This is a genomic window from Shewanella benthica KT99 (genome assembly GCF_000172075.1).
Taxonomy (GTDB): Bacteria; Pseudomonadota; Gammaproteobacteria; order Enterobacterales; family Shewanellaceae; genus Shewanella; species Shewanella benthica_A.
The window spans coordinates 37,089-51,996 of sequence record NZ_ABIC01000031.1; the positions used below are offsets into that span (position 1 = coordinate 37,089).

Annotated in this window: 7 protein-coding genes and 3 pseudogenes; 3 read left to right on the forward strand and 7 right to left on the reverse strand. The window is 47.7% G+C overall.

Annotation, left to right across the window (positions count from 1 at the left end):
* Positions 1-7 precede the first annotated feature (7 nt).
* Together KT99_RS13960 and KT99_RS13965 are read left to right on the forward strand one after the other, a co-directional pair.
* A complete protein-coding gene (locus KT99_RS13960) occupies positions 8-1,606 on the forward strand; it encodes a M28 family metallopeptidase (RefSeq protein WP_040572018.1) in 1,599 nt (532 codons plus the stop codon).
* A 517-nt stretch (positions 1,607-2,123) separates the two neighbouring features.
* Positions 2,124-5,207, forward strand: coding sequence for an Ig-like domain-containing protein (locus tag KT99_RS13965; protein ID WP_005501203.1), 3,084 nt, complete (start codon positions 2,124-2,126; stop codon positions 5,205-5,207).
* A 126-nt stretch (positions 5,208-5,333) separates the two neighbouring features.
* Here the strand turns inward: KT99_RS13965 and KT99_RS13970 are convergent, their stop codons facing one another.
* The 7 genes and pseudogenes from KT99_RS13970 to KT99_RS13995 form a co-directional block, all read right to left on the reverse strand.
* The gene (locus tag KT99_RS13970) at positions 5,334-7,652 is read right to left on the reverse strand and encodes a hypothetical protein (RefSeq protein WP_005501204.1); all 2,319 of its coding nucleotides are present in this window, start codon (positions 7,650-7,652) and stop codon (positions 5,334-5,336) included.
* Positions 7,653-8,244: 592 nt separating this feature from the next.
* On the reverse strand, positions 8,245-9,030 hold the full coding sequence (locus KT99_RS13975; RefSeq protein WP_005501205.1) for a DsbA family protein: 786 nt from the start codon (positions 9,028-9,030) through the stop codon (positions 8,245-8,247).
* Positions 9,031-9,116: 86 nt separating this feature from the next.
* Entirely contained in the window at positions 9,117-10,475 is a 1,359-nt protein-coding gene (locus tag KT99_RS13980; protein WP_005501206.1) for a sigma-54 dependent transcriptional regulator, read from the reverse strand.
* A 287-nt stretch (positions 10,476-10,762) separates the two neighbouring features.
* A pseudogene (locus KT99_RS13985) lies at positions 10,763-12,218 on the reverse strand (efflux RND transporter permease subunit); the annotation flags it as partial.
* Positions 12,219-12,243: 25 nt separating this feature from the next.
* Positions 12,244-12,444: an efflux RND transporter permease subunit gene (locus KT99_RS22330; protein ID WP_005501209.1), complete on the reverse strand. Its 201-nt coding sequence runs from the start codon at positions 12,442-12,444 to the stop codon at positions 12,244-12,246.
* Positions 12,428-12,790: pseudogene (locus KT99_RS13990) on the reverse strand (efflux RND transporter periplasmic adaptor subunit); the annotation flags it as partial. The gene KT99_RS22330 and the pseudogene KT99_RS13990, both read right to left, overlap by 17 nt.
* Positions 12,791-13,115: 325 nt before the next feature.
* Positions 13,116-14,408, reverse strand: a complete 1,293-nt coding sequence (locus KT99_RS13995; protein WP_005501216.1) for a citrate synthase — start codon at positions 14,406-14,408, stop codon at positions 13,116-13,118.
* Positions 14,409-14,817: 409 nt separating this feature from the next.
* Here KT99_RS13995 and KT99_RS20960 point away from each other — a divergent pair.
* Positions 14,818-14,908 (forward strand): annotated as a pseudogene (locus KT99_RS20960) (succinate dehydrogenase cytochrome b556 large subunit); the annotation flags it as partial.

Here is a 14,908-nt window from a genome sequence, read left to right on the forward strand (position 1 = left end):
ACTATTGGTGAAAAAATACATTTTAGCAACCATATGTTGTTCGTCTTTGTTAGCGTTTTCGGCCATATCACAGCAAGATGAGTTCTCGTTTGACGCAGTACAGTATCGACAAGATGTTCGGGTGTTGGCCAGCGATAAGTTTGGCGGCAGGGCGCCCTTGTCCGCAGGAGAGGCCTTAACCTTAGATTATCTGGTTAACTCATTTAAGAAGATAGGATTGGAGCCGGGTTATAAGGGCAGTTATTTGCAAGCTGTTCCCTTGGCCGAGATCCGCGCCGATGTGGATATGACTCTCAGTATAGAGGGGATGACATTTAGCCAAGGCGATCAGTTTACTGCCAGAACCCAGAGAATAGTCGACCAAGTTGAACTCAAGAATAGTGAACTGGTGTTTGTTGGTTATGGCATTAATGCCCCCGAGTATGCTTGGGATGATTATCAAGGTATAGATGTGAAGGGCAAAACTGTCATCGTCTTAGTCAATGATCCAGGTTTTGCGACTCAAGATGACGGCTTGTTTAAAGGCAATGCCATGACCTATTACGGCCGCTGGACCTACAAGTATGAAGAGGCCGCCAGACAAGGCGCCGCTGGGGTGTTTATCGTTCATGAAACCGCTCCGGCAGCCTATGGTTGGGGGGTGGTGCAAAACTCGAATACCGGCAGTAAGTTTACTCTCATTGACGATAACAACAACATGGGCCAAGTCGGGGTCATGGGCTGGGTGCAGCATGACGTAGCCAAACAAATTTTTGCTAAGGCAGATCTCAATTATGAAACCTTGAAGCTAGCGGCCAGTAAGCCAGGTTTCGAAGCCGTCGATCTCAACATGAAAGCCAACCTGTTGCTAAAAAATACCTTAGTGATGGCCGAGTCTTTCAATGTTGTTGCCAAACTGCCCGGCAGCAATAAGGGAGACGAGACACTTGTCATGCATGCCCATTGGGATCATCTGGGCACTAAGCTAGATGCACAAGGAAATAAGCAGATATTTAATGGCGCTGTTGATAATGCCTCTGGCGTCGCCGGTGTACTCGCCTTAGCCAAGGCCTTTAAGGCAAAGGCTGATAAAATGCCTTTTAGACGAGATATTTTATTTACCAGCTTCACGGCAGAGGAAACCGGACTCATAGGTGCCCAACATTTTGCCCAAAATCCGCCGGTAGCCACTAAAAATATCGTTGCCTTCCTCAATATCGATGGCATGAATGTCAACGATGGCGTGGATTACATCTTAGGTTATGGCCAAGGTGTATCTGAACTAGAAAACTACTTAAAAGAGGCCAGCGCAACGCTGAAACGCCATGTTAAAGCCGATCCTCGTCCGCAAAATGGCTTGATGTATCGTTCTGATCATTTTGCATTGGCTCAGCAAGGCGTTCCTGGCCTGCTGTTTATGAGTTTAGGCGATACTGATCCCGACTATATCGCTCACAAATACCATAAAGGCCAAGATGATTATGACAATACTTGGTCTCTTGGGGGCGTAAGACAAGATTTACAGCTAATCGGAGATATTTTGGCTCGTCTCGCTAATGATCAAGCTTGGCCTAGGTGGCTCGAAGACTCAGATTTTAAAGCCAGACGCGCCGAGGATGGTCGATAGCTAGTTGACTTTACTCTTGTTGAGCTAAACGTCAGTGGATATAGGCTCATTAAGGAGTGCACATGAGTGCACTCCTTAATGTTATAAAAAATAAAAGCAGCTAACTGGTTTGTAAATCCCCCTATAATGTTTGGATCCTTCTATCTTGGAGGTGCAAGACCTGTTCGAGTCTATTTTACCTGCAACTTGTATCATCATTTATATGTGCTCTGAGCTCTTGTTCGTGCTGGAGCGCTAGTTTCAATTCGCCTTATCTATTATCCCGGTATTTAACTTTCAAGCGCTTGGTGAAGAAGTGGTTAAAAAGCGCGCGATCGATCACTTTTTGATCGATTAGTGTTTGTAATTACATCAATCTGTTTGCTAATATGCCCGCTGATTTAATTGGTTCGTCCAGAGCGGGTATGCGCTGCGACTCTCTGCTGGCGATTATTTAATAATCCTTGTACCAGAAAATTCAAAAATTGAAATCTGTCATTAGAACGGTTTAATTTTGTAAGTTTGACTCTTAGGGGAAATGATTTTGAACAAAGAAAATGTCATATGGACATCGAACTCGGCTGCCAATTTTTTCAGGCTCTCGGTCACTGCTCTGATGGCTTTTTGCGCCATCAGTTTTTCTTCCGCCTCTGCCGCCGAACCATGGAGCCACAATTCAGCCGCCAGTGCCACGGCCCAGCAAGGCGTTGCGGCTGATGGTAAAGGCAGAGACAATGCCAGCGCCAGAAGAGCCAAACAGGCTCACAAGCAAGAGACCGAGAAACAGACTCTGGCACTCGCCGGCTTGATGGCTGATTATCGTCATGGGGTGAAATCAAATAAACAAGCATTGAAGCAACAACTGATCGCACGAACTCGGGCGCGTCAGGCATTACTCAGCGATCTGGTTAAAACTGATCCCGCGGCGGCGGTCCGCGCCGTGCTACCCATATCGGCCAGAGCCGGCATGCCGGATGACGTGCTGGCCATGTTGACCCAGAAGCGTGAGCTTAAGGGCGAGCTTGAAGTGGCGTATGTGGATTATGAAGATGTCAGCCAGAGTCATCTGCGTCATACCCTGATCACCGATTCGGGACGGGTCGAGCTGCATCTTCCTGCCAACGCCACAAGCTGGCAGACTGGCGCTCGGGTGAAGGCCAAGGGCTGGATGTTTAACGACAGTCGTCAAGACGATAGTAACTCCAGTGCGTTAGTGCTCTTTGATGAGTCAGAAAACCTGATGCTGCTGGCAGATGACGGCACCGAGATAAGCGCGAGCGCCATCACAGCGACTAGCTTGGTCAATACCCTGGGCGAGCAACGTACCTTAGTCTTGCTGGTCAATTTTCAGGATAATACCAGCCAGCCATGGACTGTGGCGCAGGCACAAGAGTTGGTGTTCGGCACGGTTAATGATTATTACCAGGAAGCGTCTTATGGCCGCACCTGGTTAAGCGGCGATGTACAAGGCTACTTCACCTTACCAATTGATGCGACTTGTAGTACTAACGCAATCGACAATTACGGACGCCAAGCGGTCGTCGAAAGTGGTATCGATGTTGAAAATTACGATCGCTGGGTGTATATCTATCCCGAGAACAGCGATTGTGGCTGGACGGGGCAGGGGACAATTGGTGGAAGCCCTTCGCGTGCGTTCATCAATGGTTCAATGACACTCCGCACTGTTGGACATGAGTTGGGCCACAACCTTGGATTGCACCATGCTAAGGATCTTGATTGTTCTGATGGGGTATTGGCTGGTCGCTGTTTGTCATTTGAATATGGCGATACCATGGACATCATGGGTAAATCTGGAGTAACAGGCCATTTCAATGCTTTTAGTAAGCAACAACTCGGTTGGATCACGTCTGCTGCGGGTGAAGTTATCACTGCCGAAAGTGATGGCAGTTATCAACTTGAACCCTATGAAACGGCGCCTGCTAGTAAAGCTAAGGGAATAAAGGTACGCCGAGGTACCGATGCTGATACAGGGCTACCTCTGTGGTATTACCTCGAGTATCGTCAGGCAATTGGTTTCGATAGTTTCCTCGAAGGCAAAAGCGGTATAACAGATGGTGTGGTATTGCATCTGGCGACTGAGAACGACATGCAGAGTAACTTGTTACTCGATATGACACCCAACAGCGGCCTTAATGATTTTGATGATGCCGCTCTGTTGGCTGGCACCAGTTATACCGATCTCGATGCCGGTGTGACCATTACCACCGAGTGGGCCGATACAACCGGGGCTAGCGTGAATGTAAGCTATTCGGGTCTGAGCTGTATTAAGGCTAATCCAAGTTTATTATTGCTGCCCAATGAGAGTGCCTGGGTAGAGGCTGGGACCACAGTGATCTATAGCGCTATTGTGACCAACAAGGACAGTGCTGATTGTGCAACCTCTGATTATGATGTGTCTGCGTTTGTGCCTAGTGGCTGGACGGCGACAGATAAGTCTCTCAGTCTATCGCCCGGGATGATTGGCATGGTGATGCTGAATGTGAGCTCATCAGATACCGCTGCCGATGGCTTCTATGATATCGAAATAAGTGCAGCAGACAGCAGTAATAGCGATTACGCTCAGACAGGTATCGTAAGCTATGTAGTGGATTCTCCTGTCGCGGCCTGTGTAATGGCGAGCCCAAGATTTATTTTGTCAGTCGACAACAGTGGTGAGCTGGCTCCGGGGATAGTTGCAACCTACCGCGGCACCATAACCAGTCAGGATAGCAGCAGCTGTGCGAGCAGTGATTTCGATGTGACGGCTAATGTGCCTGCGGATTGGAGTGCCGATAGTCTTGATGTGAGTTTAGCACCGGGTGAAAGCCGAGAAATTAGCCTGAATGTGGCGTCATCCACGGTGGCTCAAGATGGTATCTATGATTTCAATCTAAGTGCTCAAAATCGCCTAGACAATAGCTATACCGGCAATGATGTAGCCAGTTATACGGTAGTAAACCCACTACCGACATGTACGCTTGCAGCGGCTACGATTGTGGTGTCGAATCCTCAGGGAGCTGAAGTGGTAGCCGGGACTCAGGTTAATTACACTGCCACTGTGACCCGTCAAGATAGCGAGGCTTGTTTAGCAGCCAGTTTTGATGTGTTTGCCGATGCGCCTACTGGCTGGAGCGCGAGTAATACCAAAGTGAACCTAGCACCGGGTGCCAGTATTGTGGTGAATATTAGCGTCACGTCTGATGCCGCTACGGCAACAGGTTCATTTAACATCGCAGTTAATGCACAAAATGCCACTGAAACAAGCTATTTAGGCAGTGACAGTGTCAGTTATACGGTTATATCGGCCACTAACACGGCGCCTGTCGCGGTCAATGATAGTGTGAGTATGGCCTCTAAAAATTCGGTCATTATCGATGTGCTAGCCAATGACTTCGATGCGGAAAGTGATGAGCTTATTATCGTCGCGGTGAGCCAAGGCGCCAAGGGTAGCGTGCAAATCGCTAGCGGTGGTCAGCTGTTATACACGCCGGCCAAGAGCTTTAAGAGCAGCGATAGCTTCAGCTACACCATCAGCGATGGTGATAAGACGGCAACGGCTTCGGTTAGTCTAAACTTGAGCGGTGGTGGCAAGGGTCATGGTAATGGTAATGGTAAAAAATAGTTAGTGCTATGGTGTTAATCGCAAATCAATTTTTATCGATTGCGATATAGAGAGGGCGGCGGTATTTACCGTCGCCCTCTTTGCTATATCAAGCTTGTAGCAGGGTTAACATTCGAGTGCTATCAGTTACTCGACAGTATTAACTTCAACCGCTACGCCATTGACAACTTGGTCTCCTTCATCGTCTTCTACTATCGCGACGATACCGTCAACTCCAGTTGCGAGGAAGGTGATCGCGTCGGTATTCTCAATACCAGGCTGGAGCTCTATGGTGAAGGCACAGCTATAGGTTTCGCTGCCAGAGCTACTGTATTCCAGTACAGTTCCTATAGTACAGGCTGAATATGCCACGCCGGCATGGTAACCGCCGATGGTATTCAGAATGGTAAAGATATCATTAGCGTCAGAGTTACCGTCGGCAACCGTTACACCTAGTACCGTGAGCTCAGTTAAGGTTACATTTTCGATACCTGCATTGGTTAACTCAAGCACCACTAGCATACTGGTGGCAAAAGCCATATCAGTATCGGGGGCTTGCGGTGTGAAGGTCACCAGAGCATTATCAGTCGCATCCACGTCCTGACCGTCCTCATCGACACCTCTGATGGTGGCCGTATTGAGATGGGTATCGCCCGAGTTACCTCGCAGTCCCTTGATGATGTCACAGCTTGCATAGTCGCCTGGAAGCAGCATGAAGCCGTTGAGGGCAGTCGGTGTGATCGGGGCACCATTCTTCATATCCACCCAACAATCACCGGTTAGGATTCCGAATGGGATATCAATCAGACTGGTGAAGGTCACTTCGTCCACGCCGGCAGCATTAACTCCAAACTCGAAGTTGTAGCTGACATCGCTGTAGTTTTCTGGATTATCGCCGGTTTCCAGTACACTGGTCGGGGTCGCCGTTTTAATCAGGGTGATCGACGATGGCACATCGCGGATGTCTACCATGGCCGAGTCGTTACCCGTGGCCTCATCGTTTTCATCATCTCTAGCCGTCGCAGACACAGTATTGGAGTGCTGATCGCCGGCATCGCCAGAAATGAACTTAGTGAATACGCAGCTATAGGTCGCACCTAAGGCTATGCTGGTGGACTCTGCGGAACATTCGTCGACTAAAAGATCGCCGAAATCTGTGTCACTCAACATGGTCAGGTTCAGTGGTGAATCCCAGAACGCGGCATCATTTTTGACGGTAATGGTGAATTCGACATTGGCGCCAGGTTCCAACACTTCCGTTGGATTAGCCGTCTTGGTCACGGTGATCGTCGGTGCCAAGTTGGTGATCTGCACCCTTATCTCATTACTACAGTGATCGCCGACTATGCTATAGGGGATGGCCGCACAGCTGCTAGGAACGTTGGGAACGTCGGGAACTTCATCACCATTCTTGTCTTCGAGTGCCAGAATCACTAAGTTATCATAAAGCTCGGGGCTCTGATCATCGGGTAGGTCCCTGTCGACGATATGCACCGTGAAGGCACAACTGTATGTACCACTAGGCAGAATTTCACCCGGGCCATCGCCTATATCTGCGGGTTGTGAACAGTTGGTCGCGGTCAGATAGACGCCGTCTATCAAAGGCGATACCGTATCTAGGCTACCCCATAGATCTAGGGATGCATCGAACGTACCCTCGCCGCCGATATCTATCTCATCGCTGAGCGAGGTGATAAACAGTGAGGTTGAAGTGTTAGTGTTAGTGAAGCTTACGGTATAACTGAATGTGCCGCCCGGTTCACTGTGAGAAGATGAGCTGGTTAGCGTCTTGAAAATAGCGGGTGGATCGGGTTGAATAAATACATCGATATCGAAGGTCTCACAACGACATTTCGATGGCGAACCGGCCGGTGTCGGATTATTTCCGTCACAGATACCGTATTCTTGCTGGTTCCAGGAGGCGCAGTAGTTAAAATCTGCCTTACCTGAATTATCATCGTCGCGGCAAAGCATGGTGATTGTTTCGCCGACGTAGACGTGTTCTGGATTGAAGCCCGCCTTCTTGCTGATGTCGGCGCAGACATCACCATCGAGGTCGACACCCGGGCCGTCTGTTTTACCGGTTAACACTGAGCAGGTGTTGGTTGTGCTCTCATCCTGCGCACTCCATTTGCCTTCGGGTAACCAGATGCCATAGCCGTAGCGACTGGTGGCTGTGGTTAAGATGGTGAAATCGGCCTTAAATTCGAACATCTGACCCTCGACGCATTCCACTGGGGTCGAACCGTCGGGATTGGTGACATTAGTGACTTCACTGACCCGGATATCGTTGGCTCTACAGGTTAAATGAGTACCCGAAAATTCGGCTAGACAGGCATGAGATTTCAGTTGTGGGAAGAATGAGGCATTGGCCGGCGTCAGGCTCGTCACACCATAGAGGCTGGCCATGCTTATCAGGGCGATACCCAGCGCCCCGATAAACCGGCTAAATTGAAAAAGTTTCATAATATTTACCATCCTATAAGTGAATTTGGATAAACGTGCTTATTACTGTTTGATTCATCTGTCGCTAGATCTACATCGAGCCGCTAAGAGCTGCAAGATTCGTAGAGGGCGATTTTTCGATAATTGGCCCGATATCTTCGTAGGCCGCTGTCGGCATATCGCCGCTAGAGCTGGCTTGCTACCCGTCTGCAGCAGGTTATAAATCACCGGCTTCATAGGGTCGCATCCAAGCGTCTGACACACTAAATAAGCAAACTTCGCACCATGATTGTAAAATGCTGATAAATAAGGGTATATAATTAAATTTGGCGGGCGTGGCAGGCTTTGTTGTGTCATCTGTGTCATCTGTGGCACACGGATAGGGTCTATGTTTGGTTAACAGTTTGATTCATATCTTTTTTGTGATTAACTGCAAGCCTGTAACAGCTTATGTCACTGTCCATGGCTGATACAGGTGCTAATACTAAGCTAATAACAGCAGTCGATTTTTGGCGAGGATGATAGATTAAAAAATGATGGAAGTGCTGGTGTTGCTTGCGGGGGAGGGGGGCGTAAACTGACTGGCCTGGTTAACTGGCCAGCCGATTAATCCTTACTTCTTGTCGTTAGCCAGCAGTTCGTCTAACAGCACCGCGAAGCTCTCGAAGCTCTGGGCGCCGACCACGAGCCTGGGGCTGATGAGCCGATTGCCTTCGACCCGGCCGATGACGAAGCTGGGCGTGCCGCGGATGCCTAACTGGGAGCCATAGGCCATATCTTGTTCAATCTTACCCAGAACGCTCTCGTCTGTGAGGCACTCAGTAAATTGGGTCATATCTAACGCTAGCTCGGAGGCTGTCTGTTGGTACAGCTCGTCACCGAGTTGACCCATATTGTTAAACAGCGAGTCCCGCATCGGCCAGTAGGCATCCTGGCGTAGGCTGCAGTTGGCGGCGATGGCGGCGGCCTTGGCCTTGGGGTGAAAGCTTAGCGGGAAATCCCGGGTCAGGTATCTCACCTTGCCAGTGTCGATATATTTGCGCTTCAGCTGGGTAAATGTTTGGTCGATAAAGCGTTTGCAATAGGGGCACTGATAATCGGAGAACTCTATGATGGCTATCTCGGCTCCGGCGCTGCCTATAGAGGGCAGGCGGCCATCGGCATCGATATTTTCCTGAGTCGGCAGGGTCTTGTGTTGCGGTTGTTGCGAACTCATGGCGATGGTATGTATGTCTGTTACCTGGCTGCCTATCTTGGTGATGTCTTGTCTCAGCTGGTTAATATCTTGCTTGATTGACGCCAGTTCCTGCTCCAATTTAGCACTTGAGTTTGGCTCACAAGCCATAATAAGCTGGACGCCCAGCACGATGGCAATGATCTGTAGGAGTCGTGTCGACATTAGTGGTTCCTCTGTGAACGAATATGGTTAATATTGCTGTTGGCTAACTACCTGAGCTAACTCCAGCAGCTAGTGGTTCATTTGGTCTAGAGTTTTATTTTGCATTTCTTTATCAGTCGATAGAAAGTGGTTCTGGAAATATTGAGATCTCTGGCGGCGGCGGATATATTGTGATTGTTGCGCTTGATGGCATCGAGCAAAACTTCGGTATCTATCTCTAGCCTATGTTGCACCAAGTCACGTTGCGATTGATAGTTAACGATTTTAATGCCTAAATCCGTTGGGTATATCTGTTTGCCTTCGGCCATGACGACGGCGCGTTGGATACGGTTCTTCAGTTCGCGCACATTACCCGGCCACTCGTATCTGAGCATGATCTCGAGTGCTGCCGGTGACAATATCAGCTTGTTGTTGCCCTGCTGATATATCCGCAGGTATGCATTCGCCAATAGCTCAATATCTTCACGGTATTCCCGCAGGCTAGGTACATGAATTCGCAAAATATTGAGTCTATGATAGAGATCCTCTCGAAATCGTCCCTCGTCGATGGCGGCTTCCAGATTAACGTGGGATGCGAATATTATCCGGCAATCGATAGTTATCGTCTGGCTGCCCCCGAGACGCTCTATAGTATGATCTTCGATAAACTGCAGCAGGTTTACCTGGGATTCCAGCGATAAGTCGCCGATCTCATCGAGAAACAGGGTGCCCTTATTGGCTTTCTCTATATGGCCGATATACAGTTTTTCGGCGCCGGTAAAGGCGCCTCTCTCATGACCAAATAATTCGGAATGGATCAAGCTTGCCGGTAGGGCGCCACAGTTTATGGTGATGAAGGGACCATTTTTTCGGCTGGATTTAGCGTGGATAAGATGGGCACTGAGGCCTTTACCTGTGCCGGTTTCACCGCTGATAAGCACGGCACCCTCAGCACGGGCAATTTTTTCGAGTGAAGTTTTAAATCGTCTTATGGTAGCCGATTTTCCTAGTATGACGTGATTATTCTGTGGGTTATTTAGCTCCGCCGCTTTCTCGAGTTGCAATGCCGCCATGCCGTGGGCGTGGCCTAAGGTATGACTTAGCTTAGGCCAGTCTAGAGGCTGATGATGATAGTCGATAAAATAGCTTGGGAACTGATGAGTCTGTGGATATTGAGTAAATTGATTATCGCTGGATATGGCGATCCACAGGATGCTGCTTTTTACTTCACGCAGTCTGGTTAGTGCTTTAAAAACAATATGTTGATAGGGTGCTGATATCAGCGCTATGGCGACATCGATATCGTATTTGTGTATGTGTTTAATGGTTTGCGCCACACTCGTCGCGTGAATGCAATGCCAGTTAAAAGCGCTAAATTGAGCTTCCCAATGGCATTCTTCATTATTTAAGTTGAGTAATAACACAGATCGTTTTTTTGCCGGACTAAACTTTATTGGTTTTTCCATATCGATCTCTTAGTCATTTCTGACGTTTATATCGAATGCGCGTTAATGTTATTGAGTATACAAATTTTAGGATGGATGTTGGTTTTTGCAAGTTTTATTGTGTTACGTTCTCTGTGTCTATTAGGCATTGAAACTCAATCTCTCTGGGGTTTGGCGGTTTATGCCTCGATAGATGTTGAGTAGAGTTGAAATCTTCCGATAAGACGTATCAATATCTTGTGAGGGGGCTGCAATTGCAGCCCCTCATTCAAAGTTACCCAGCAAATATCATTGTCTCAATAGTTTGCTCAATATGCCCAAGGCATAAGTCTTCTCGAAAGACTATTTGCACGACCTAAGCGTACGGCTGCGTTGTAGCGCATTCGATACAGGGCCTGATAACACAGGGGCACCAGATAAAGACTGGTTACGGTAGAGAATGTTAAGCCGCTTATGATGGCAATGGCAATGGGTGAATATGATGGACCCCCTCCACCGAGCTGAGTGTTACCCAGTGCCAGTGGCAGTAAACCGAGTACTGTGGTGCCGACAGTCATAAGCACAGGGCGAAGACGTGAAATACACACCGGACTGATTTCTCCCGACAGCTTGTCGAGTGCTGGCTGTTTCTGGTTTATCTGATCCACCAGCACTATGCCGTTGTTCACCACAATTCCCATTAAGATCAATATGCCGATCATGACCATGACGCCCATGGGCGTGCCGGTAAATAGCAAGCCCCAAAATACGCCTGTGATGGAAAATAGGATCGAGGTGATAATCGCCGTCGGTAGCAATAAAGATTCGAACAGAGCCGCCATCACTATGTAGATCATGGCTAAGGCCAGTAGCATGTTGGTCGCCATTACGGCCTGATCTTCATCTTGTTTCTCGAAGCCTCCTCTGAGTGAATAGCCATATCCCGCAGGAAAATTCACCGTCTCCATCACTCGAGTTATCTTTTCCTGTGCATCTTCTGTGGTGAGATCATCTAAGTTTGCGCCGATAGACAAGGCCGTCTGTCTGTCATAGTGGCGAATGGTATCGAACCTTGGCGAGATGGTGATAGTCGCTAAGCTATCTAAGGTATACACCCGGTTAGCGATTCTGATCACCGGTAGCTGTTTTAATCTCTCTAGCGACAAGCGCCATTCTCGTTCGAAGGACATCTCGATGCGTAACTCGCCATTGGGATCATGACGAAAAGATCTAAGTTGGCTGCCTCTTAAGGCCATAGAGATACTGGAAGCGATTTCATTGAGCTTGAGATCGAGTCTGGCGGCCATCTGCCTGTCAATCTGGATCACCACCTCCTGCTGAGCACCGCTGAGCTCAGATCTCACATCCGTTAAGGCTTCAATCTCAGACAGCAGCGGGATCACTCGGTGACTTATTTCGATAAGATCACTGGTGGAGCGTCCGGTCAGGGTCACTCTTAGGCCATTGTTACCGCCGCCCCAACCAAATTGAGGCTTGGCGATGGAGAATTTAGGGAAGCCTTCACGTATAATTTTCTTTAACTCCTTCATGTCAATTTGAGTATCTTGCTTAAGGAACAGGGTAGATTGGCCGCGGTCGGGAGCATACCGAGTCGATATAAAATTTATCTTTATTGGCGTAGAGATAGGTCTCCATCTTAGTGATCATCGCCTCGGTGACGTTGAGATTGTGTCGTCCTTCAACCTGGTAGTTGATGTAGAGTTTATTGTTGCCCTCACCATCGGCTTGATCTTGATTGACCATGCTCAAGGGCAGGGCAGGGCTGTGGATGCCAAGATAATGAGAGATATCAAACACCTTCGACTCGCTCCAAAGGACGTTTAAGCTGCTTATCGAGTAGGTCAAATGCGCCGGATAGCTCACGGTCACTGGATATTCTTAAATTTAGCACTGGCATATCTGCGGTTGAGAACTGCCTGATAAAGACCCGCTCAACATCTTTTGGCAGCAGGTGTCTCACGGCATCAATTTTTTCTCTGTCTCTTAGCATCGATCACCGCCAGTAATTGACCCTTAGTGACTCTGTCACCCTCTTCCACCTTGATGATTTCAATCAAGCCTGAGATGCGAGTGACCACCTTGGCTTCTTCCGGAGCTTCCAGTGTGGCAGTTGTGCTGTAGAAAGAAGAGACATCCCCCTGAATCACGGTCGTCGTTTCGACAGGGACGGCATACTTCTCCTCTTCTTTAGGAGGCTCTTCACCGCTACACGCTGAGAGTACAGATACTATGAGGAGAGGAAGTGCAAACTTGAAACCATTGAGTGGGCGAGTTTGAATGCTAGATTTTTGTGAGTGAATGACTTGACTGTTAGCGAGTGTATTTAAAGAGTCCATGTAAAACACCTAAGTTGTTTGTTGCAATTGTGATTAAATAAGCACAAAATATTCCAAATAATGAACGTCTTAAATACAGTGGTTTAGTGCTTATGTTTTTGCTCTGGTTAAAATGGCTAAATATTATGTAGCGAAAAGGTTTAAAGGTTGATGTTTTTGACTAAGAGGAATTTAACGATTAATCTTGTGACAATTCAAACGTCATTTGATACAAGAGTATTGCAGTTGATAGAAGCTTACCAAATTAATAATATAAAAAAAGGCACTCGATGAGTGCCTTTTTTTAGTTCCTGCTCACTAGGTTCTAGAACCTAGTGCCGAGACGTTAAGATTCACGTTTGTCTTGTGGGACAAAAGAGCGCTCAGGTGCACCGGTATACAATTGACGTGGACGACTGATCTTATGACCAGGTTGATCCAACATCTCTTTCCAATGAGCAATCCAACCCACTGTGCGCGCTAAAGCGAACAGTACAGTGAACATGCTAGTCGGTATACCGATAGCCTTCATGATGATGCCTGAGTAGAAGTCGACGTTTGGATATAGCTTCTTAGAGACGAAATAATCATCTTCAAGGGCGATACGTTCGAGTTCCATGGCAACATCGAGCAGTGGGTCGTTAACATTAAGCTCTTTAAGGACTTCATGACAGGTTTCACGCATAACTTTAGCGCGAGGGTCGAAGTTCTTATAGACGCGATGTCCGAAGCCCATCAGACGGAAAGGATCTTCCTTGTCTTTAGCGCGAGCGATGAACTCAGGGATACGATCCACTGTGCCGATCTCTTCGAGCATGGTCAGACACGCTTCGTTAGCGCCGCCGTGAGCCGGTCCCCAAAGTGATGCAATACCCGCTGCAATACATGCAAATGGGTTAGCACCTGAAGAGCCGGCCATACGTACTGTCGATGTCGATGCGTTTTGCTCATGATCTGCATGCAGAATAAAGATGCGATCCATGGCACGTTCAACAATCGGGTTAACCTCGTATTCTTCACAGGGCACAGCAAACATCATGCTGAGGAAGTTACCCACGTAGCTCAAGTCATTACGTGGATACACGAATGGCTGGCCGATCGAGTACTTGTAACACATGGCGGCAATTGTCGGCATCTTAGAGATTAGACGGAAAGCGGCGATTTCGCGGTGACGCTCATCGTTAACATCTAGTGAATCTTGGTAAAATGCAGAAAGTGCACCAGTAATACCACATAACATAGCCATGGGGTGAGCATCACGTCTGAAGCCTTTAAAGAAGGCGACTAGTTGCTCGTTAACCATGGTGTGGTTCTTAACTGTATGAACAAACTGTTCGTACTGAGTTTTGGTTGGTAGCTCTCCATACAGCAGCAAATAACACAGATCTAAATAATCTGAATTTACGGCTAATTCACCAATAGGGTATCCGCGGTGAAGCAGTATTCCTTGTGCGCCGTCGATATAGGTAATCGCAGATTCGCAGGAGGCTGTCGCGAGAAATCCTAGATCGAAGGTAAAGTAACCTGTACTACCTAATTTGCTGATGTCGATGACATCGAAGCCTGCCGTTCCTTTTTTTATTGGCAGATCGATTGAGTCATTTCCTGGCAGTTCCAACTTGGCTATATTTTCAGCCATACCCGTTCTCCTTACTTCATTCTTATGTGAGTGCGGCTTATCAAACGCCAACACTTTACAGTGAATCCAGATCACATTTCAATTTAAATAAGCGTTTAAATTTCTTAGACCATGGTCTTATTTAGCCTAAACCCCATAACAGAACAGGTACTTGGCAGATTTTTTACCAAAAAAACAATATTTGCATAATGTGATGTTTGTATTTGACATTTGCCGCGGGTATACTTGCTTCGGCTCAGAAGAGCCGCAGATATTGCCGTTTAGAGAGCAGTTGATCGATAACTTGATAACTTGTCTTTAAAACGTTAAGTGTCTGTTTAAACTTTTCTTTTGTAACAGCATCGAAGTGTGAACCATTCTCGGTTCGATGTTTGAACAAAAGTGGTTCGTATAACAAAAATATAGCTCAATAGAGCAGAGTGAGCAGAACGTGAAAAAGCAAAGACCTGTCCATCTAGATTTGCAGACCATGCGCTTTCCAGCAACAGCGATCGCGTCTA